The organism is Chitinophaga sp. G7 BAM 1005, from assembly GCF_057126945.1.
In genome coordinates this window covers 2,085,884-2,108,104 of record NZ_CP181478.1, presented here as the reverse complement: position 1 = coordinate 2,108,104, position 22,221 = coordinate 2,085,884, and the positions used below count along the sequence as shown (strand labels likewise).

13 protein-coding genes are annotated in these 22,221 nt (G+C 47.2%); 1 reads left to right on the top strand and 12 read right to left on the bottom strand.

Annotated elements, in window-relative coordinates:
* Positions 1–119: 119 nt before the first annotated feature.
* The 7 genes from ACMXI2_RS08505 to ACMXI2_RS08475 all read right to left on the bottom strand — a co-directional run bounded on the left by ACMXI2_RS08505 (position 120) and on the right by ACMXI2_RS08475 (position 14,142).
* Complete coding sequence (locus ACMXI2_RS08505) at positions 120–1,556, bottom strand: TlpA family protein disulfide reductase (protein WP_483781259.1); 1,437 nt, start codon at positions 1,554–1,556, stop codon at positions 120–122.
* A gap of 51 nt (positions 1,557–1,607) precedes the next feature.
* Positions 1,608–3,071, bottom strand: coding sequence for a RagB/SusD family nutrient uptake outer membrane protein (locus ACMXI2_RS08500; RefSeq protein WP_483781258.1), 1,464 nt, complete (start codon positions 3,069–3,071; stop codon positions 1,608–1,610).
* An 11-nt stretch (positions 3,072–3,082) separates the two neighbouring features.
* Positions 3,083–6,694 (bottom strand): SusC/RagA family TonB-linked outer membrane protein, encoded by a 3,612-nt coding sequence (locus ACMXI2_RS08495; RefSeq protein WP_483781257.1) that lies wholly within the window; start codon positions 6,692–6,694, stop codon positions 3,083–3,085.
* A gap of 246 nt (positions 6,695–6,940) precedes the next feature.
* On the bottom strand, positions 6,941–8,119 hold the full coding sequence (locus tag ACMXI2_RS08490) for a FecR domain-containing protein (protein ID WP_483781256.1): 1,179 nt from the start codon (positions 8,117–8,119) through the stop codon (positions 6,941–6,943).
* Between the two features lie 83 nt (positions 8,120–8,202).
* Entirely contained in the window at positions 8,203–8,799 is a 597-nt protein-coding gene (locus ACMXI2_RS08485; protein ID WP_483781255.1) for an RNA polymerase sigma factor, read from the bottom strand.
* A 184-nt stretch (positions 8,800–8,983) separates the two neighbouring features.
* Complete coding sequence (locus tag ACMXI2_RS08480) at positions 8,984–10,672, bottom strand: SusD/RagB family nutrient-binding outer membrane lipoprotein (protein WP_483781254.1); 1,689 nt, start codon at positions 10,670–10,672, stop codon at positions 8,984–8,986.
* A 35-nt stretch (positions 10,673–10,707) separates the two neighbouring features.
* Entirely contained in the window at positions 10,708–14,142 is a 3,435-nt protein-coding gene (locus ACMXI2_RS08475) for a SusC/RagA family TonB-linked outer membrane protein (RefSeq protein ID WP_483781253.1), read from the bottom strand.
* A 267-nt stretch (positions 14,143–14,409) separates the two neighbouring features.
* Between ACMXI2_RS08475 and ACMXI2_RS08470 the strand changes: the two genes are divergently transcribed.
* Positions 14,410–15,375, top strand: coding sequence for a terpene synthase family protein (locus ACMXI2_RS08470; protein ID WP_483781252.1), 966 nt, complete (start codon positions 14,410–14,412; stop codon positions 15,373–15,375).
* On the opposite strand, the gene ACMXI2_RS08465 is transcribed toward ACMXI2_RS08470, so the two are convergent.
* The 5 genes from ACMXI2_RS08465 to ACMXI2_RS08445 all read right to left on the bottom strand — a co-directional run bounded on the left by ACMXI2_RS08465 (position 15,376) and on the right by ACMXI2_RS08445 (position 22,189).
* Complete coding sequence (locus ACMXI2_RS08465; protein ID WP_483781251.1) at positions 15,376–17,070, bottom strand: ATP-binding response regulator; 1,695 nt, start codon at positions 17,068–17,070, stop codon at positions 15,376–15,378.
* 102 nt (positions 17,071–17,172) lie between these two features.
* A complete protein-coding gene (locus ACMXI2_RS08460; protein WP_483781250.1) occupies positions 17,173–19,194 on the bottom strand; it encodes a copper-translocating P-type ATPase in 2,022 nt (673 codons plus the stop codon).
* Between the two features lie 11 nt (positions 19,195–19,205).
* The gene (locus ACMXI2_RS08455) at positions 19,206–21,413 is read right to left on the bottom strand and encodes a multicopper oxidase domain-containing protein (protein ID WP_483781249.1); all 2,208 of its coding nucleotides are present in this window, start codon (positions 21,411–21,413) and stop codon (positions 19,206–19,208) included.
* Positions 21,414–21,429: 16 nt separating this feature from the next.
* On the bottom strand, positions 21,430–21,930 hold the full coding sequence (locus tag ACMXI2_RS08450) for a DUF3347 domain-containing protein (RefSeq protein ID WP_483781248.1): 501 nt from the start codon (positions 21,928–21,930) through the stop codon (positions 21,430–21,432).
* A 46-nt stretch (positions 21,931–21,976) separates the two neighbouring features.
* Positions 21,977–22,189 (bottom strand): heavy-metal-associated domain-containing protein, encoded by a 213-nt coding sequence (locus ACMXI2_RS08445; RefSeq protein WP_483781247.1) that lies wholly within the window; start codon positions 22,187–22,189, stop codon positions 21,977–21,979.
* Positions 22,190–22,221: the final 32 nt, after the last annotated feature.

Below are 22,221 nucleotides of genomic sequence, written 5' to 3'. Positions count from 1 at the left end.
GGGAGTACGACACATAGACGAGTCCTAAGTATCCGAGAAGTATCCGAGAAGTATCCGAGAAGTAATAAACATCCATAAACAGGGCTGGTACAAAAAGTGCCAGCCCTATTTTATTTCCATCACGAAGCCTTGAGGGCATCGTTTATTCTTGTTACTGTTTTTTCTTCACTTGGCCGGGGAGCATCGTTATCAAATACTTTTCCCTGTTTATCAATGATCATATAACGCGGCACTCCACTGATATTGAATAACTGCGCCACGCGGCCTTTTCCGCCGTTATCAGACAACAGGTGGATACCTTCTATCTTATCATCATCAATTGCTTTTTTCCAGGCATTGGCATTCTCATCTACGCTGATGTAAAGAAATACGACGTCCTTGTTATCCTCAAACCGTTTGTGCAATGCAGGTGCAGCTTCCTTCATCTGCGCTCTGCAGGGAGCACACCAACTGGCCCAGAAATCTATATACACCACTTTTCCTTTAAAATCGGCCAGGGAAACATCCTTGCCGTTCAAATCTTTTAAGGTAAAAGCCGGCGGCACCTGCCCTACACGAACGGCTGCCAGCCTGCTATACAACGATTTCAAAGCAGTACGCCCGGCGTCACTTTTACAATAGTTTTCAAGATAGTCGTCCAACACATCTTTCCGGGTGCTGACATCGGCAGCGCCGTTGAGCAGATTTTCCATACCGCGCGGTAATACTACTTCCATAATGGCTGGATACTTCTTATATTTTTCTTTCTGGATTTCATAGATGCTCAGTAATTTATCTCCCTTCGCCATCGGTTCATCAAATTTGTGCTGGTCCATCCGGGCTTTATCCAACAGCAGGGAAGGGTATGAATAACTAAGCGTTTTCACATAGTTCGGGTTAACGAGCCACTTCTCTTCCAGTTTAACTTTTTTGACATAAGACCAATAACCGGAAGGCAGCCAGTCAGACTTCTCTTTTTGTTTAATCATCTGCATAAGCCCTGGAATGCTGATCAATCCTGATATATTATAAGCATAGTCCGAAGCCTGCGCATAGTTATAAAAAACAGGACTGAGCACCTTCCTGTTTTGGGCTAAAAGCGCTTCCTGTTTGGCATAAACGTTATTGTAAAATGCAGCGAAGCTGTTGGGTGTTGTGGTACTGTCAAGTTTATTCCAGTCTGTTGCATAAATATTATTCAGCTTATTTAATATTTCAGAATTTTTTGCCTTCGTACCACTAAAAGTAAGGGTAGAATCTTTTTTGCCTGCATCATAACCCAGCTCCACGCTATCACCAGGTTCCACAAAAACCGCCACAGATGTCCGGTTGGTATAAAACGTTATCTCCAGCGGGCGGGTGAGATCAAACTGAAACTTCACTTTGTGATCACTTCCGGGTTTAGCGGTAAGATGCATTTCTACCTGCGGATACACTGAGTAATCAAAGCCCCTGATACCCCAGGACGCCGTATCTTTTTCAAGGCCATCTACTTTAGCGATGATCGTTGTTTTTTTCTGCGCCTGTAATCCGGCGGATGCTGCACTAAGCAGGCAGATGAAAAATAATTTTTTCATTTGATTGTATTTATACTACTGTTATTTAAAAAGATATAATCCCTGTGGCTACTAAGGGTTTTGCTCCATACCAGGATTGCTGTTAATAATATATAACGGGAAACGAAGTGTAAGCCGTTCCGGTTTTAATGTATACGTGTTCTGCAATACCCCGCTCATATCATAAACAACGTGGGCATTGCCTACCGTTGATTTATAAACAGGATCAACAGAAAGACGGCGCATATCAAACCAGCGGTATCCCTCCAATGCAAACTCCCTGATTCTTTCTTCGAGGATAAATTTTGTCAGCGCCGTTTGATTTGCAGCAACAGCATCAGGAATAACAGCTTCTGCAGCCGGCATTCTTTTTTGCCTGAAAGCTTCCATATCTGTAACCGCTCCGGCAACATTATTGAGCCGGGCCTTACATTCTGCCCTTAACAGGTAGATATCAGGAACACTTGCTCCCAGGTTAGTGAATCCTCTTCCGTATCCTCTCAGCATTCCTTTTGGATACGTTTCTGTAAACACCAGTAAGGGATAGGGAGATAAAAATTGTAACCGGAAATCACCGGCAGTGTACAGGGAAGCCGTTGCAGGATTGATTACCACGCCAGACAGGTATTGACTGTAGAAGTTAAACGATTGCCGCAGATAAAGCGCTTCCTGATCGCTGTACAGGTTACTCCTGGCCGGCCCGAGGAATGGACTGATGGGTGTAAAAGCGCCTCCTGCAGCCAATTCTTTTTGAAAATCGTATAGCCCTACCGGTATAGTGGCATCTGATAAATCATTTACAGCAGCATCGAGATGGGTGAGTGCTTTGTCGAACTGTCCCATGAACACATAAACTTTACCCAATAGCGCCTCTCCCGCAGCTTTCGACATCCGGGTGCGGTTGGTAAGCTGTGCAGGCAGATAAGGTAATGCATGGGTCAGGTCATCTATAATAAAATCATAGACTTCCTTCACTGTTGCACGGGTAAAAGTTGTTTGTGTTACATCGGCGGCTGTTACTTTAGGTACACCCGGATCCGTGGCAGCAGTAGCGGTATTATACGGTTTACCGTAATAATTGATCAGCATAAAATAACACCATGCCCTGCCACCCAGTGCTTCGGCCATGATGGATTGCTTTTGCGCCTCTTCTCCCTCCTGTGAATCCATCACTTCGTTGATGATTTTGTTGTATACATACACACTTCTCATGAGGGTTGTTAATTCCGAGCTGTTGTCCGATGGAAGATACAGATCATCTTCCCATCTGAAAGCTTTCTCGTCGCTTAATATGGAATTAGCGCCGGCAAAATAGGGCGTTGCTGCAGCTACTTCGTCTCCCAAAACAAATTGGGGTAACAATGAATTTGTTGAAAGACCTGGGCCATTTAAAAGCAGGTTATAGTCTGCTGTTTTTTCAGCAATCAGTTTCCCTTTAGGATTGATTTCAAGAAAATCCTTCTTACAGGCAACCAGGCTCACTGCTAACAGCAATCCGGGTAATAGCTTTTGGATACTTTTATTTACACGCAACATTTTAGTAATTTTTATAGTGTTAAATGAGCGCCGATAGTGACGGCTCCCTGGTTGGCGCGCACAGATCTGTAGCCAAACCTGGCATCCTGGAACTCCGGATCTATGTTGTCGTGATTAGCTTTCCACAACATCAGGTTAGATACCTGCAGCCGGAACGACAACTGCTCTGCATGCAGCTTTTTAATAATAAAATCAGGCATGGCATACGACAAGGTGATGTCCCTGATCTTAGCATAGGAAGCATCTGCTACGTTGAGATTACCATACACATAATAATTCGTATTACGCCGTGAGGTACTGGCAGATTCGCTGCTCACAAATGAAGGAATATTTGTTTTAGCCTCATCTCCAGGCTGTTTCCAGCGATTAACAAATTCCGCATGCAGGTTGCCGGAACGGAAATCCTGGTTACTGATAAAGCCATAACCGGAGTAAACGGTATTAGCATCCCTGAACATTACATGCCCGAGGTTATAAATAATATTTACATTTAACGATAATGCCTTATAGCTAAAGCTGTTGGATAAGCCGCCACTCCAGGGTTGCTGGTAAACGCCCATATAGAGCACGTCATCTGCCTGTACTGCTGCTACTCCTTTTGTTACTGTTTTATCCGACAGCTTTACAAGTGGATCACCCAGCTCGTCGAGCCCCGCAAAATTATAGGCAAAAACAGCAAAGGCAGGATAACCCATCAGGTAGTTCTGTGCAATTTTCTGCGCGCCTGTAATCACAGGTACTTTCTGTACCAGGTTATCTATTTCATTCTTATTATAGGACATAGTCAATATGGTAACCCAGCTGAAATTCTTCTTCATAATATTGGCGGAAGAGATGGACACTTCTATTCCTTTATTGGTAATATCTCCAATGTTCCCAAAAATCGTGGTATAGCCTGTAAGCGGGTTTACCGGGAGATTGCCCAGGAGGTTGGATGTTTTCTTCTGGTACAGGTCTACAGAGCCTGCCAGGCGGCTGCCCCACAAGGCATAATCAATACCTATATTAAAAGTTCTGGTGCTTTCCCAGGTTAGACGCGGGTTAGCAGCTGTGGCGATATTTAGTCCCTGTCCGCCAGGGGCATTGGGAGCTGTAACAGGCGCCAGCACATCAAAGGAAGCGGCACTGCCCGGCGTAGGAGAAATTCCCGTAATACCATAGGTAGCTCTCAGGGAAAGACTGTTAACGCCTTTTACGGTTTCAAAGAAAGATTCGTTGCACAGATCCCATTTGGCGCCCACGCTCCATACTGGTTTTCGCTGGGCGGATTTATTCTGGGCGAACAGGTTACTCTGATCATTCCGCCAGGCAGCGTTGATGGAATATTTCCGGTTAAAGGTATAGGCGGTATTAATATAGTAAGAAGTAAACCTGGTTTCGGTTTCCGACTGGTTGAAAAGCAAATTGCCATTCAGGAAAGAACCGGAAGATAGTAACGGCAGCACCGGCGATTTAACACCGGTAGTAGTAAGTGTTTTATAATCCAGCAGGGAATAGGTTTGAAGATTAAGGTCATAACCATACAACATGCTGCTATTGAGCACATTTTTCTGGCTCTGCCCCTCCTGCCCGGCCAGAGCGGTAAACTGGTGACGGGTGTTTTGCCAGCTGCGGTCGTATACCAGCTGATTTCTCACAATCCAGTTATCATCGTGAATGTTTGAAACGGCATACTGACCGCCTTTGGTGGGCAGGTAATACACCGGTGTGGCCGATGGTGTGGCTGCCACAGTAAAATTAACAGTGTTGATACGCTGCTGGTAATTAGTATTATCATCATATTGCGTAGTCCTGTTGGTACCTTTAACGTATCCGTACATTCCTTCAAAACGCAATCCCTTCAGGAGGTTAATGGTGATCCCTGTATTAATACGGCCCACAAAACCATTGCTTTTTGTGAAGCCGGTATTTATATTATCCAGCGGATTGTAGTCCAGGTTGATCCGGCTTCTTGCTGAAGCATCTGCACGGGCTTCATCGCTCAGGTATCCCATATATGACATGGAAATATTTTTGCCAGAAGCATCCCTGAACAACTGGTAAGGCAAAAAACGGTTATCAGGAGAAACAGACCTGTTAGCAGAGGTTAGCTGGTTGGTAAGATCGGCAATCACAAATACTTTTATGTGTTTATTGAAACTGATATCCTGCCGGGTGTTTATTTTATAGGCATTATCACGATTGCCTGGTGTATAGTCTGTTCTGTTAGTGTAAGCCACAGAGCCATAAAATGTATATTTCTCAGTGCCGGCCGATACGGAAACAGTATGATTCATCAGACTGGCCGGGCGGTACCAGATGTCTTCTATCTGGTTCATATTACTGAGCCCTCCCAGGCTGTCCAGTTTTGCATTTCCCTGGTCGGCAGAGAGGAGGCCCCTCGACACGTCGTACAGGATCTGCCTGTCGGGGCTTAGGCCCACATGATTAGCCATTGCAGGATTGTAGGCGGTGGCATTACTATAAGGCCAACCTGCAGGATCAAAAGTTTCGCGCGATGCCTGGATGTATTGCCGGCTGTTTAGTACAGGGAAATAATTAATATCCGGTTTTCCCTGTAAGCTGATAAAACCATCATAGTCTACTTTTATTTTCCGGCTGTTAACGCCCTTCCTGGTGGTCACCACAATCACCCCATTGGAGGCCCTTGCCCCCCATATAGAGGCTGCCGTAGCATCTTTCAACACACTGATATCTGCCACATCCTGCGGATTAATGGAAGACAGGTCAGTCATCGGCATTCCGTCTACCACATATAAAGGATTTTTATTGGCGTTAATAGTAGTGAGTCCGCGTACCTGGAAAATACTTCCATCCCTCGCGGCACTGGGCGAATTGTTGATCACCAGGCCGGGCACCAGGCCATCCAGTCTTTGCAAAATATTCATACTGGAACTGCGGTTCCTTACAATATTCAGATCAGGAATGGAGTACGCGCCGGCGCTTCTTTCTTTTGAAATCTGCTGATAGCCGGTATTAACCGTCACCACTTCCAGCTGACTTACGGACGGCAACAGGTGGATAACAAGTCCTTCTGCACTATTCAACAGGGAAGATGACGCTTCTCCTTTTTGTCCCTGCCGTTCTGCTGAAATAAGTATTACGCCCCCTGAACCGGTTACACTAACAGACAACCCAAGAAATCCTACATAGGAAATAGTCAACACATCCCCTTCTTTCGCGCTGAGTGAAAACTTTCCCGCAGCATCCGTTACCGTGCCATAGGAGGTTCCTTTTACCTGAACAGAAACGCCCTGCAGTGGCTCGCCGGAAACATTCCGGATAGTGCCCGTAACGGGTGGAACATAAAGCATCCTGGGAACAGGCGTAGTATTCCTGCTGATAATAATAGACGTATTTTTTATAGAATATCCAAAAGGCTGGCCCTTGAAAACATCCTTTAGAAATAAGTCGAGCGGCTGACTGTTGGCGGCTACTGTAACGGGATTAGCTGTTTTCAGTACCTCTTCATCATACAGCGCAATAAATCCTGTTTGTTTTTCAACAAGCGCCAGGATTTTTTCAAGTTTTAAATTTTTCCCCGTAATGGTAACTTTCTGGGAATAGGTTTTTGCCGATATCTGCAGGCAAAAAAACAGAAGAATAAAAGCAGTTAGTCTCATAACCCGCAGTGTTGAGCATGAAAACCGGAAATAAGCCAATAGAAATGACGTCCGGTTACAAATAGCAGTAAATTGCATACTTTCGTAACGGTTTTTGGTTGATAATAAAGCAGTCTTGTATTGAGCAATGCAAATTGTTTCCAGGATCAACCGGAGCTATCCGCCGGAAGTGCTGCAAACACTTCCGGCTCTTTTTCCGGGCCTGGATGGATCTTACTTCATCGTTATTTATTTTTAATGGTGATTTTATTCTATCGTTAAAACTTTCCCTTCCTGCTTATACCGTATATTAAATTGTGAAAGCACTTCCAGTATTTGTGACAGCTGAAGATCCCTTCCAAGTTTTCCATGAAACGTTCTTTCAGGCACTGGTCCTTTATATACAATCTCCAGGTCGTACCACCTGGAAAGCTGCCGCATAAATGCTGCGGTTTCTACCCCTTCCATATTGAAGATGCCTTTTTTCCAGGCAACCGCCTTTTCTGCTTCTCCTGCCTTTATCCCAATTTCCGCATCGGAGCTACCGGTAGCATGGATGAGCGCCTGTTCCCCCGGTTTCAGTATCCTGGTATTCTTTCCTTTTACAATCCTCACACTTCCTTCCAGCAGGGTAGTTTTTATCATAGGTTCATCCGTATAGCCGTTGATGTTAAATTCTGTTCCCAGCACCTGTACCTCCGCTTCACGGTTAATGCTTACCTGAAAGGGCATCTGCTCATTCTTTGCCACTTCAAAATAAGCTTCTCCGGTTACCTCCACTCTTCTCTCCGATCCACTGAACGCTGTAGGATAACGGATAGAAGAGGCTGCGTTCAGCCACACCGTTGTGCCATCCGGAAGGATAACTTTAAATTGCCTTCCCCGTGGCGTGGTCATGGTATTCCAAAGTACTTCCGGCGTTGTTTGTCCGCCGGGATGATATGCCAGCTGGCCATCTTTTAATACTACCTGTGTTCCATTCTGACTGGCAACAACGCTGTTACCCAGGCTGTCCAGCACTACCTGTGAGCCATCTGCCAGCGTAAGCACTGCCCCGTTTTTCCCGGGTGTAATTTGCGGAATGGGCCGGGAGGACTGCGATACGGATGGCACATGGGATGAATCGGATAGCAGGAAATAGCCGCCTGCCGCAAGAATAAGCAGGAGTGATGCGGCGGCCCATCCCCATCTGCGCAGAACACGAAGGCGGCGAACCGGGGGATCTGCCTGGTGCAGTTTCTCCTGCAGGGCCAACAGGCTCTTCTCTCTGCGATCAACATCCTCCTCCCCGGTTAATGATTGCGTAGCCGCTTTTTCTGCTATAAATCTGTCCAGTATATCACGGTTGGCGGGATCTTCCAGCATAGCAATAAATGCTGTCTCCTGTTCCGGAGTCAGCGAATCTGTGAGATAAGCGGCTATTAGCGTAATAAATGAAGTGTTCATGAATGTTTGATTATGGTTCCTGCACATCCGTGTATATATACCACGGAGATAAATAGCAGTACTCCCGAAAAAAAATGCTTTTTTTATCCCTGGCAGATAATGACCAGGAAAAGCAACTCCGGAAGATATCCCTGCCGGCTAAGATGTCTGCGGATATGATTCAGGGTAAGGGTGATAAGGTTAGCGACCGTTTTTTTGGACACCTGCATTTGTTGGGCGATCTGTTCATGTGTGAGGCCTTGTTCACGGCTAAGATTAAAGATCTGCTGTTGCCTGGCCGGCAAGCTGCTCAGCGCTTCCTTTATCAGCGCGGCAACTTCTTTGCTATTCATCAGCGCTTCCTGCGGAGATTCCGCTGTGCCGGCAATAACCGGCTCCATGCCCTGGATCAGCAGGTGACGGTGATTCCTGCGCAAGGTATTAATGATCTCATTACGCACCATCACCATAAAATAAGGGCGGAAGTCGTGTAGCGCAGGTAGCGTATCTTTTTTATGCCAGAGTTTTACAAATACTTCCTGAATGGTGTCTTCCGCCTGAGCAGGCGATTTCAGGAAAGAAAGCGCAAGATGGTATATCTCGTTCCAGTAGTGACGGTATAGCTGTGCAAAAGCCTGTTGATCCCCGACAGCGATACCTGTAAGCAGTTCCCTCTCAGCGTATAAAGGATTATCCGGCAAATAAATCGGTTTAAAACTATTTAATTAAAAAGCAGAGACGGGGAAATGGATTAGTGCCCGCCTCACCCGCTCCGCAATATTAAGGAATTGTGGGAATGTTTGCTGCACCCGGTATCCTGCTTATTTTTTCCTGGCACAATGTAAGCAAAAGGGTGTCTCTTTTGAAACACCCCTTTCCTTCTCTTTACAATCCCTTTCCAAACTCCGGGGCCTGTTTATCATACCAGATCCTTTGCGAACTCAGTGTAGGCAAATCCTGCGCATTGGGCGTAAAGCCCTGTTGCTGCATCGCCGCATTCCAGTTAGCCCTGTTTACTTCACCGGGATCTGTAAGCCAGAACCGGCGCGGTATCAGCTCATTAAACGTTTCCCTGCCATAGTAAGCGGAACCCGTTTTTGGATAGCCGGTGCGCCTGCAAAATACATAGGCTTCATTAGCTTGCCGGTACATGCTCAGGTATGCCTGTATGTAAATCCGTTCCAGGTTATTAACGCCATTGAATTTCACCTGCGCATTATTCAGATAAGCATTGATTTCAGTTAACCCGGTACCGGTGTAAGCCGTAGTAGAACCGGCTGCAACAGCAATCGCATTCATAGTTTGAATGGAAGAGGTGATGCCTTTTTTATACCAGTCTTCCGCCGTTCCTTTGGTATCCACGCCCCCGGCATATCCCTTCTGTATAAACTCTGCTATGTAAAAACAGGTTTCTGCATAGGTAACCGGTACATCCAGGAAGTTGCCGGTAGCTGAGTTGAGCTTGGGAGAAAAGAACCGGCGGTTAATAGGCGATATCAGGTTGTATTTGGTATACTGACTTACAATAAATCCATTTCCGATATATGCCGCCACAGTAGGATTGGTGGTCCAGTCGGCCGGACCGCCCTGGTACATGATCAGCGGATCATTTGGATTAATGAAAGCCGGCAGGGTGACGTTGTATTTGGTCAGCGAATCTTTATAGCCGCCTACCAGGTCGTTCTTTTCAAAATACACCGGTAAACGCGGGTCCTCGCTCTTTTTCAGGAACGCCATAATGGAAGTGGTGGCATAGCGGCGGCTGCGGTAGTCGATATCCCCACCGTTGCCAAAGGGCGTATACGTGCTGTTAAGATACTTCACCTGTGAATCGTCGCCATCAATAGGCCCGATAGGATCTTTTAATACTTGCTGGAACACGGCCTGGCATTTTGCTTTATCGGCATTCTCTAACCTGGCGGCTATACGAAGTTTGAGCGTGTTGGCCAGCTTTACCCATTTGATCCAATCGCTCTGATAAAAAATATCGGACTGACCGTAGCCTACCTGCGTGGGAAGCGCACTGTTCGACAGCACTGCAATGGCGGCATCCAGTTGTGAAAGCCAGTTATTGAACAGGGCAGGCTGCTCATCGTATACAGGTCCGTATTGCGATTGGTAGCGGCCTTCAATTGCCTGTGAATAAGGAATGGAACCGTTCATGTCCGTTACTTTCAACCCGTGAAGCACCTGTAATACGTACGTCGCCATAGCAATCTTCTGGTACTCGTCTTTATTCGGCATCGCATCTACCTGCTTTCTTATTTCAAAGAGATTAGGTAAAATCTGCAGGTAGTAGTTATTATACCGGGTATTTACATTATTGGTGATTTCGTAAGGACTGGAAGTAACATGCTGCGTAAAACGCATCAGCTGCTCCATGCTTTCCCATACCCATTCTGTACCCTGGTAGGTAATGATTTTATCCTGCGAATAACTCAAAAGAAATTTTACGTCCGGTTTGGAAACAAGACTTGGATTGGTATTGATATCCCCGAAATTTTTAGAGCACGAACTAACGCCCAGCAGTGCCAGTAACAAACCGGTTTTTATATATTGAAATGTATTTTTCATGATCTTGATTTTTTGTTTGTACAATTTATTCTTCCTTAGAACCCAACCCTGATGGTACCTGCAATGGAGCGTACCATTGGCAGAAATCCTTCTTCACCGGAGAAGGCCGTGTTATTGGAATTGTTGGAAGCGGGATTATAATTAAAAGGCAATGAATTGTACAGGTATAATAAGTCGCGGCCAACAATCGCCACGCTAAGATTATTCAGCATCAGCTTCTTACAGAGTGCCGGTGAAAACTGGTATGCTAAAGACACCTGTCTCAAAGAAATCCAGGAATTCTTTTTGATCCAGTAATCGGAAACACCGGTAGATGAAGAACCATAGCGATAATAAAACTGCGGTGCGTGGGTAGGTTCCACAAATCCTTTTTCGTAAGCCTGCTGATAGGTCATGCCACCTACGTTGACCTGTGAGCCATCAGGCATGGTTACCATCTGGCCTTTGGCAAATACGCCGTCGGGGATAAGACCGTCGTCGTAGGTTTGCTGATCATACTTGCTGGTCCAGGTAATGCCGCCATGTTCGGCATCTCTGCCCTGGAGGGTGTTGGGCAACACGCCGGTATGTGTGCCATAGCGATAGGTAAGCAATACGAAGTCGCCGCCAAATTTACCATCCAGTAATACATTCAGCGAAATATTTTTAAACCGGAAAGTGTTGCTCCATCCGGCACGGAACTTTGCATTGATATCGCCTACATCCTGTAAGGTGTTGCTGCGGGCAGGGAATCCGGCACGCGCATCGGAACGCCAGGCCAGTTCCGGTTTCCCGTTATTGGGATCGTCTATCGGGTTGCCATTGCCATCTGTAGCCTGGTATGCTTTTGAATGAATAGTAGTGCGGAGGGTTCCGTAAGATTTACCTACAATGGCCCAGGTACTGATTTCTCCTACATTGGCTTTCAGGTCGTACTCTGTTCTGCCGGGATATAGTGATTTAATGAGGTTCCTGTTAAGGGAATAGTTTACGCTGGTGTTCCATTCAAAACTGTTGGACTTCACCGGTGTTCCGTCGATCATAATTTCCAATCCCCTGTTCTGGATATTTCCGGCGTTGATGATAATGCCTTCCAGTCCGGATTCCGGCGGAGTGCCGATATCGAGGATCTGGTTTTTGGTATTATCCTGGTAAACAGATACATCAAAGCCAACCCTGTTTTTGAGGAAACGCATTTCCATACCCAGCTCTTTGGCTACTTTTCTTTCCGGTTTCAGATCAGGCGCCAGTGCAATAAATTTACCGGTAAGCGGATCGGGATAGCGGCTGTAAGTAGAGATGGGCAGATCCAGACCACCGGAAGAAGTGTAACCGTTAAACGCAAATCCGGGATTGATATTGAAAGGATCGGTATCATTACCCAGTCCGGCTATATTACCTCTTAACTTACCATAGGAGATCCATGCAGGCAGTTTAAAGGTTTCTGAAAACAGCCAGGAAACGCTGACAGCCGGGTACTGGTAAAAGTAATTACCGCTGCCATCGGTATAGGTGAGTGCGGACGACCAGTCGCCGCGGAAAGTACCCTGTACAAACAGTTGGTTCTTCCAGGCAAGGTCCACACTGGCATAAATAGAGTTAAAGGCTTTCTTGCTTCTTAGTCCGCCTTCCGCTTTTGGTTTCTCTACCGAGTTTGCCAGGAAGTAGTTGCCGGGATAACTGAGCCCGCCTACTGTTTCGCTGTAGTTATAAGTAGTTTGGAAACGTTGGGTTTCACCACCTATGTAGCCGCTGAGGTCAAGATCTTTGGTGAGGGTTTTATTAATGGTACCCATCCATTTAAAGAAATAGCTTTCTTTACTTGTATGACCAAGACCGTATAAGCCGCCGGTGAAATTCTGTCCCTGTCCCAGTTCCTTGTTTTCATTTTTGGTATACAGGTTATTTACGTTGCCTTCCAGCACGAGGTTAGCCCAGGGGGTGAGTTTAGCGGTAATGGCTACACGCCCGCGGATGGTTTGTTCATTCTGGAAATAATCGTTTTCATATAAATTAAACCAGAAGCGGGATTCCGGCGACTTGTTGGTTTCATTGGGATCTGCCGGGTTGGGTGCGCCGCCGAGTGCGCTGGTGTAATGCTCTTTTTGCATCCAGTAGCGCGTATCATAGTTACGTGGTAAGATCCAGGTAAACAGTTTACCGAAGTTATAGGAGGCAAAGGCATCCAGCCCACCCAGCCGTGGCGGGTTTCTTCCGGTGAAGTAGGTGTAGTTGGCGCTTACATCGGCGCTCAGGAATTTATTGATCACATGAGTAACGCGCGCTTCCACGCTGTTTTTAAGCAAGTTATTTTTAGCAACGATACCTTCACTCTGATCGCGGGTATAGGACACGCGGAAAGTGGAACGGTCGTTACCGCCATCGAGCGATACGTTGGTAGCCGAGCCATGACCTGTCTGGAATGCGTCGAGGAAATTATTGGGCTGCGCTACATATTTGGTGGGGGTGCCGTCGTAGTTGATCACATCCTGGCCGGCGAAGCGGGGTCCCCAGTTTTCCAGCTCCCGTCCAATTTGCCGGTCGATATACGGCTTGCCTGAACTGGGATCAGTGGGGAACACTTTTGTTCTCCATTGTTCGTTTGGTTTATAATTAGGGTCGCGGTTATCGGTAAAGAATCCGCCTACGGTGCCGCCGCCAAATTCGTTCTGGAAGTCGGGGCCGGAATAAGGTTTGAATACATTAAACGTCTGACTAACGTTAATGCCTAAACCTTTTCTTTCATGTCCTTTTTTGGTAGTGATGAGAATTACCCCGTTGATAGCGCGGGAACCGTATAACGCAGCAGCAGATGATCCTTTGAGCACGGTAACGGACTCAAAGTCTTCCATGTTCAGATTTTTCAGATCATTACCAAAGTCGCGGCCGGTGCCGCTGAACGTACCATTATCTACGATCACGCCATCGATCACAAAAATGGGTTGGTTGTTATTACGGAGGGTGGAGTTACCGCGGATCACTATTTTGGTACTTCCAAAAAGTCCGCCTGCGCCCTGGTCAATCTGCACGCCGGCTACTTTTCCCTGCAGGGCATTTACCGGGTTTACCTCATTGGTGATGGCGAGGTCGGCGCCTTTGATTTCGGTGGCCGAAAAACCGAGGCTCTTCCTGGCTTTGGTGATACCCAAAGCGGTGACTACTACTTCCCCCAGCTGTTTGTTGTCTTCCACTACCGTAACGTTGATAGTGGTTTGGTTGTTAATGGGAATTTCCTGCCGCAGGTAGCCGATGGCATTAAAGATCAGTATGCCATCAGCTGGTGCGTTGATGGAATAGTTGCCGGCGGCATCGGAAACGCTGCCTGTTTTAGTACCTTTCAGTAATACAGAAACACCTGGTATTACTTCCTTTTTTGTGGAAGTAATTGTTCCGGTGACTTTAATGTTTTGGGCAAAGGCTGCGGCAGTACAGCAGAGGATCAGGTATAAAGAAAATGTTCCGCGTTTGCAGGAACGTAAACAAGTCCACATACATGTGAGTTTTAAGGTTGATAATACTTATGCTATTGACTGGTTTGAATTGCGCGATTTGTTCACTTGCTTATGATGGTTGATTACAGTAACAGTTGATGATCTGCTTATCACTATAACGGCTGAACTGGTCAATTGTTCACTGCTGTAAAAGTGTTTCTGCTATTTTTTCGGAGGTCGTCCGGTACATTGATATTTTTGTAAAATAATCTAAAGCCAGCTATCAGCCAGTAAGTTTTATCTATTCACTTTTAAATACAATATGTCATGTTTACAACCATTTCCCGCCCGGAACTTTATTGTCCTTATCCTCAGCGTTTGCACCCGCAGGTATATGAAGCAGATGCGCATACGACCGACTGGGTTCATGCTTTTCATCTTGCCACCGACGAAAGCTCCTGGAATGCTTATCACGATCAGAAGTTCACCTGGATGGTAGCCAGGATGTTCCCGGATGCACCGTTCTTTTCTTTATGTATTGCGAGCGATTTTAACACGCTTCTTTTTTTGTGGGATGATCATCTCGATGCGCTGGCGCCCAATGAATTTAATACCGGCTTTGAGCGCATGGCCCACCACATGATGCAGATACTGCAAACCGGCCGGACATTCACACTGGAAAGCGGCGGTCCCCTGCTGGCAGCAATGAGCGATATCTGGCAGCGGATGTGCCGGATCAGCAACCGGGCCTGGCAGGCACGTTTTGCCCGCAGCCTGAAGGATGCCTTTACTGCCAATCTTTGGCGTATGCAACATGTAGATCATGCCCGCAACATTTCCCTGAAAGATTACATGCGCTTCCGCCCCCAGATCGGTGGCGCTAACTTTTTCCTGGAACTGGCCACCCTCATGGGCGCCATCCATTTACCCGCCGACCTGCGCGCCAATACGCAGGTGAAAAACATGGGACTGTATTGCAGTCGTACCATCTGCTGGGCCAACGACCTCTACTCCTTCTCCAAAGAATCAGAAATCGGCGATGAACTGAACCTGGTAATGCTGTTAAAGCATCACCAGCAGCTTACACTTGACCAGGCTGTAGAACAGGCCGTGAAGATCCACAACTCTGAAGTTGCATTGTTCAACAATACCGCCGATGTACTCACCGCTGTGTGCGCAGCTGGCGTAAGACCGGTACTGGAACAGTATATTTTAACATTGGGACAAATGATGAAAGGCAACATCGATTGGAGTGGTAAGGACACTACCCGCTATCAGTATGTATATGCGTAACTATTGGAACAATACCTTATTCACCGTATTGTTCAACAGTTTAAGATCAATAGGTTTGGAAATATATTCCCTGGCGCCCGCGCCCAGCATATCATCGATCGACTCCTGGAATGCATCGCCGGATACGGCGATCACCGGAATATTTTTTAAAGCAGGTATATCACCGAGCATCTGAAGGGTATCTTTCCCGCTAAGTCCCGGCATATAACTATCTATGAAAATAAGATCCGGTTTTTCATCCATTGCTTTGTTAATACCTTCTGCCCCGCTGCCGGCCACCATTGTAGTGAAGCCAAGCCGGCGCAAAAAGTTGGACAACACCAGCTGACTCATCTCATTATCATCAATTACCAGGCTTTTCAGCCCTTTGTGAAGGGTTAATTCCATCCAGCCACCCTGGTCAGGCGATGGCGCCGCGCTCACCGTTAACGGTAACCGCACAATAAATGTAGCTCCTTCTTCAGGGATACTGGTAACGGTGATCTTTCCCCCCATCATCTCCACATATTTCTTTGTGATAGGCAAGCCAAGACCAGTACCTTCAAAATCGCTTTTACCCGATTTAAACGGCGTAAACAGCGTAACCAGGTCTGCTGCAGGAATACCTTGTCCCTGGTCCTTTACCTGGAACTGCCACTGGGCTCCTTCGTACGACACCCCTACTGAAATAAGGCTGTTGGTACGGGTAAATTTGATAGCGTTAAACAGCAGGTTATTCAGCACCTGCGCCAGTTTGTTTTTATCTGCCAGTATATAGCAGGGCATATCTTCCGCAATATCTGCCCTGATCTTTATTCCCCGCAGATCGGCAATGTATTGGTATACGATGATTTTATCGGAAATAAGTTCGCGGATATTAATTGCTTCGGGATGTATGGTATACGCCGCGCCGTCTTCTATTTTAGAAATGGCCAGCACATTATTGATAATCTGTAAAACGTTGTGGGTAGCGGAATACAGGTGTTCTATTTCCGGGCGGATATCGCTGTAGCGTTCCTCTTTGTGCGCTTTCATCATGAGGTCCTGGCTGATGCCATAAATCGCATTCAGCGGGTTCCGGATTTCATGACTGGTTTCCCTCACGAAGATCGTTTTCTCATCGGTGGCTTTTGTCAGCTTTGTATTGAGTGTTTTTAATTTTCTTACATACAGGAAGATAGTAGCTACATCCAGCAGGAGGATAGCGGGTAGTGTTATCCAGCGGATGAGAAATTGCTGGTCGTGCCCCATTTCCATAGGAGTGATCAGTGTGTAATAATAATTGATTTCGCAGGCCGTTACCGATACCACGGCCACCACAATGCTGGCTGCTACCAGTGCGCGGGTCCTGAAAATCATGAGCGATGCTCCAAGCAGGAACAGGAATAACAGGTGTACTTCCGCTAACATGCCCATTACGGCACTGAAATAAACAATGGCTATATTATTAATGGCAACGAAAGCGATACTGGCTAAAACAGGTTTATTTGCGGTATTGAGGAACAATACTCCCAGGAAAAGCCCGGCTTCTATATAGGCAGGGATCAGCAGATCCAGCTTCCCGGTGCCCAGGTAAATAAGGGCGCCGAATAAGAGGCAAAGAGCGGTGGTAATAACAGAAAAGGTATTGACCATCCTGATCACCTTTGCCATCGATTCCTCCTGGCGGAAGGTTCCGGTATTCACAACACGGTGAAAAAGTTGACCGATGTTCATATGGCTATATTTTGAGAGGCATTAGCGGGATAGCTGACAAAGCAATACGGTTGTAAAATCAGTTATATCACATGCATAATTCTACTGCAATTTAGTGATTATTTATTTCCCGGAACTTTTCACTTTCAACAGGCTGGCATTAATAGCTACCACCACGGTACTTACGGTCATCAACACCGCTCCTGCAGCGGGGCTCAGCAAAATCCCCTGCTTATAAAGCACGCCGGCGGCCAGTGGAAGCGCCACAATATTATAACCCGTTGCCCAGGCGAGGTTCTGGATCATTTTCCGGTAGGTGGCCTTGCCAAACAGGATCAGGTTTACCACGTCCTGCGGGTTGCTGTTCACCAGTACAATGCCGGCTGTTTCCGCCGCCACATCGCTCCCGCTGCCGATGGCAATACCCACGTTTGCCTGGGCCAGCGCAGGGGCGTCGTTGATCCCGTCGCCGGTCATGGCCACAAACTCTCCCTGTTGCTGCAATTCCTTTATCTTATCCAGTTTCTGGTGGGGCAACACTTCGGCGATATAGCTGTCCATATCAAGCGTTTTACTTACACTTTCTGCTACCACTTTATTGTCGCCGGTGAGCAGCACCGTTTTGATCCGGTTTTCCTTCAGCGTGGCGATAGCGCCTGCCGATTCCGGCCGGATCTGATCTGCCAGCGCAATAAAGCCCGCCACCGTGTTGTCTGTTACAACATATACCAGGGTTTCCCCTGGCTGAATGGCAGCGGTAGCAGCGCCCTTAAACTGCTCCTCGACATAACCCGGACTCACTACCTGTACTTCTTTCCCACCAATACTGCCAGAGATGCCTTTCCCGGTGATGGCCGTTACATTTTCCGCCGCCGGCAGGATGAGCTGCAGTTCCTTCGCCTTACCGGTAATGCCCGTGGCAATGGGATGCTCGGAACTCCGCTCCAGCGCAGCGGCCATTTTCAGGATCTCTTCTTTGGAAATACCCTGCCGCAACGATTCAAACCGCACCACCTCGAAACGCCCTACCGTGAGGGTGCCTGTCTTATCAAAAACAATGGTGGTGATTTTCCTCGAATTCTCAAAATCAGTCCGGTTCTTGATCAGCAATCCATGCCGTGCTGATAAAGCGGTGGATTTTGCAATCACCAGCGGCACCGCCAGTCCCAGCGCATGCGGGCAACAGATCACGATTACTGTTACCATGCGCTCTATGGCAAACGACAACTCCCGGCCACTCAGCCACCAGTATAAAAAAGTAGCGATACCAGCTAAAATAGCGATCACCGTCAGCCAGCGCGCGGCTTTGTCGGCCAGCAGCTGCGTTTTTGACCTGGACTGCTGCGCATCCTGCACCAGCTTCACTACCTGCGACAGATAGGAATCTGCTGTGCCATGCGTAACCGTTACTTTGATGGCGCCGTTGCCATTGATAGACCCGGCAATTACTTTATCGTTCGCCTGCTTTTCTACCGGCCTGGATTCACCGGTGAGCATACTTTCATTTAACGACGTGCTGCCTTCCAGGATGGTACCATCTGCGGCTACTTTTTCCCCGGGTTTTACCAGGATGATATCTCCGGCTTTCAATTCCGCAGTTTTTACTTCCATCACATGATCGCCATGCACCAAGTGCGCTTCATCCGGCATCAGCTGCACCAGCAGCTCCAGCTCCCGCGAGGCGCCCATCACCGACTTCATTTCAATCCAGTGACCCAGCAGCATAATGAGGATCAGGGTGGTAAGCTCCCAGAAAAAGTCCATGCCCTGCAATCCGAATACGGTGGCCACGCTGTACACGTAGGCTACTGTAATTGCAAAGCCTATCAGCGTCATCATGCCCGGCTCCCGGCTTCTCATTTCTTCCCACCACCCTTTCAGAAAAGGCCATCCGCCATATATAAACACCACAGAAGATAATATCAGCAAAACATAGGCATCTCCGGAAAATGTAAACGAAATACCCAGCCAGTGCTGGATCATCTTTGACAGCAACATCACCGGTATCGTCAGCACCAGCACTACATAAAAACGTTTCCTGAAATCGGCGATCATCATGGCATGATGATCGTGATGCGCGCCGTGGTTCATGGCGGCATGGTCATGCTCCATTTTCATGGTGTTGTGCTGATGCTGCTGTTCCATTGCTGTAAGTTTTAATAGCTTAATGTAATGCCCGCGCCAAGTCCCATATCACTGTCGTAGTGCGTGGAAAATGCAAAGTTCTTTGTAACAATATACCGGAACCCTGCCATATATTCTTTATCGGTGTTTACCATAAAACCAAAACGTAACCGTCTTGTAATGGGTACATCCTCTCTTGTTAACTGCACCCGTACTCTGCCATCTGTATCTACAGAAGCATCTGCCACAATGAGCATGGGTAGGGTATATTCCAGGCCCACGTGAAGCACCTGCCTGAAGTCCCTTGTATTTTGCTGGCCGAAGAGGTTCTTCTCGGGTTCATCCATTTTGCGGTAACGCACATCCCAGCCGATGTAAGGGAACAACCACTGGTTTTTACCGAAGTATCTTCCGAAATGACTTTCACTTTCATAACCATCCCGGTCGTTTAATCCTACACGCCATTCGGTGGACAAACGGTAACGGCTATTCGCTACGACGATCTCTCCGTCGCTGCCGGTACTTTCCAGTCCTACGCGCGCCATCGGGTACAACATACGGTCGTCTTTCTTCAGCATGCGGTATGCTTTTGCAGGGTCCGGCACTTCAGGATTAGGTGGTGAATTTTCGTAGCTGAACACCCGTCCCATGCCACTCATCATGTGATACAGAATGTGACAGTGGAAGAACCAGTCGCCGCTTTCTGTAGCTGCAAACTCAATCGTATCCACTTCCATCGGCATAATGTCCAGCACGGTTTTCAGCGGTGAATATTCGCCCTGTCCGTTCAGTACCCGGAAGAAATGCCCGTGCAGGTGCATGGGATGCCGCATCATGGTATTGTTGTACAACACGATCCGTACAATTTCTCCTTTCTTTATTAAGATCTTGTCTGTTTCAGATACCACTTTGTTGTTGATACTCCATACATAACGGTTCATGTTCCCCGTTAGTTCAAAATGCAGGAGTTTAACGGGGCCGTCCGGCAGCGTTGTTTTTTCCGGCGCCCGCAGCATACCGTAGTTCAGGGTTACGATATCCCTGGCGGCACTATCCACCGGCATGTTGTGCATATCATGACCTGCGTGGTTCATGGGTTTATCATCGCCGGTGATTTCAGGATACATCACCGTGTTCATATCCATTACCTGGTTGCTCATCTGCATGCCGCTGCTGGTATCGAGGTTACCGTTCATCTTCATCATATCGTTCATCATCTTCATACCCTCAAAATATTTCAGGCGGGGTAATGGCTTCGCCGGCATTTTCATGCCCTGGCCCAGCCACAGGGAGGTGGACCGGGTGCGGTCTTCAGCAGTGGCGAGGAATTCGTACTGCATATTATCGGGGATGGTTACTATTACATCGTAAGTTTCAGATACGCCTACCAGGAGCCGGTCTACTTCCACGGGTTCCACATCGGCGCCATCATTGGCTACCACCGTGAGTTTCCCGCCGGCGTAGTTAAGCCAGAAGTAAGTAGAGGAGCTACCGTTTACGATACGTAATCTTACTTTATCACCGGCTTTAAACTGCGGCTGCGTATCTGCTTCTTTACCGTTCGACAGGAAGCGTTCGTAATATACGTCGCTCACATCCATCGCGTTCATACGTTTCCATTCATTGGTCACTTTGGTTTTGAAATGCTTGTGCTGTATGGCTTCGGCGTAACTCTGCACCGATCCTTTTTTAATAGCGAACCAGTCGTTGGCATTATGCAGGTACCTGTTTACCGTATGCGGGTGCATATCGGTCCAGTCGCTCAGCAATAACGTATATTCCTTACCGGTAGTTTCCCTGCGTTCATGCAAAACAATGGCGCCATACATACCGCTTTGTTCCTGGAACATGGTGTGGCTGTGATACCAGTAAGTACCGTGTTGTACAATGGGGAAGCGGTACAGGTGTGTTTCACCGGCTTTCACGGGCCGTGTGGTGAGATAGGAAACGCCGTCGTATTGATTGGGTAAGATCAGGCCGTGCCAGTGAATAGACGTTTCTTCCTTTAATGTGTTGTGTACGTAGATCTCTGCGGTATCTCCTTCTGTGAAGTGCAGGGTTGGTCCGGGAATGGTGCCGTTGATGGTAAGTGCGTGGCTCATTTTACCGGAGTAGTGTACCATGCTGTCGCCCACATACAGATCGTAGCGGACTACCTTTGGCGCGGTATTGAAAGAAGCCTGTGCAGCAACAATACTACACAGGCTCATCAATGTTATATACAGGAATACTGCTTTCATACGAATGATTAAGGAACTATTTAATGGTATCGCTTACTTTACCACAGGTGAGCATCTGGCTGCCGTAGTAAGGATTTTTAACAGCGTTGCTGCTGCTTAACCAGTAAGCTTTTTTCATGGGGCAGTACTCCTGGTATACCGGCTGCGCAGAAAGCGGTACTGCTTTGGCGAGCTGGTAGAAATTATCAGAGAATGTTTTGAAATATTCGCGTTGTTTGCTGATATCTTTTGCTTCAGCGATGGCTTTGGCATCTGCAGATAACTTTGCGGCCAGTGGCATATAAGCGTTGTGAACAGCGGGCGGCATGGATGACATATCAACCTGGGCGGCGGCTTTTACAAACTCATCTGCTTTGGCAGCTGCCACTCCCGCATTGCTGCTCACCAGTGCATCTTTAATATTATAGTATAAAGAGAGTAAGGGAGATAATTGTGTGGAAACAGTTTTATCCTGTGCCATACCCTGTTGCATAAATGCAGCTACCAATATGATGCCTGTCATTAATATTTTTTTCATGTCTGTTAGTTTTTACTTGTTGATAATATCTTCCATGCTGCTGTTGTCACGATAATGCGTCTGCCTTGTAACCAGCTTTCTCTATTGCCACCCTGACTTCGCTTTTATCCAGATTTTCTTTTGTAACAGTAAGTATTTTATCCGGGCTGGCCAGGTCTACTTCCCAGTTATCGGCGCCTACCAGTTCATTTAATACAGGCGTTACTGTTGCAATACATCCGGAGCATTTGATATTCGTTTTGAATTGTGTAGCGTTCATGTTGATTCTTTTTATCTGGTGATGAATAATTA

Bases quoted from the DNA above. Each gene is read 5' to 3' on its own strand.
- ACMXI2_RS08505 (WP_483781259.1), bottom strand. From the start codon at position 1,556: ATGAAAAAATTATTTTTCATCTGCCTGCTTAGTGCAGCATCCGCCGGA.
- ACMXI2_RS08500 (WP_483781258.1), bottom strand. From the start codon at position 3,071: ATGTTGCGTGTAAATAAAAGTATCCAAAAGCTATTACCCGGATTGCTG.
- ACMXI2_RS08495 (WP_483781257.1), bottom strand. From the start codon at position 6,694: ATGAGACTAACTGCTTTTATTCTTCTGTTTTTTTGCCTGCAGATATCG.
- ACMXI2_RS08490 (WP_483781256.1), bottom strand. From the start codon at position 8,119: ATGAACACTTCATTTATTACGCTAATAGCCGCTTATCTCACAGATTCG.
- ACMXI2_RS08480 (WP_483781254.1), bottom strand. From the start codon at position 10,672: ATGAAAAATACATTTCAATATATAAAAACCGGTTTGTTACTGGCACTG.
- ACMXI2_RS08475 (WP_483781253.1), bottom strand. From the start codon at position 14,142: ATGTGGACTTGTTTACGTTCCTGCAAACGCGGAACATTTTCTTTATAC.
- ACMXI2_RS08470 (WP_483781252.1), top strand. From the start codon at position 14,410: ATGTTTACAACCATTTCCCGCCCGGAACTTTATTGTCCTTATCCTCAG.
- ACMXI2_RS08465 (WP_483781251.1), bottom strand. From the start codon at position 17,070: ATGAACATCGGTCAACTTTTTCACCGTGTTGTGAATACCGGAACCTTC.
- ACMXI2_RS08460 (WP_483781250.1), bottom strand. From the start codon at position 19,194: ATGGAACAGCAGCATCAGCACAACACCATGAAAATGGAGCATGACCAT.
- ACMXI2_RS08455 (WP_483781249.1), bottom strand. From the start codon at position 21,413: ATGAAAGCAGTATTCCTGTATATAACATTGATGAGCCTGTGTAGTATT.
- ACMXI2_RS08450 (WP_483781248.1), bottom strand. From the start codon at position 21,930: ATGAAAAAAATATTAATGACAGGCATCATATTGGTAGCTGCATTTATG.
- ACMXI2_RS08445 (WP_483781247.1), bottom strand. From the start codon at position 22,189: ATGAACGCTACACAATTCAAAACGAATATCAAATGCTCCGGATGTATT.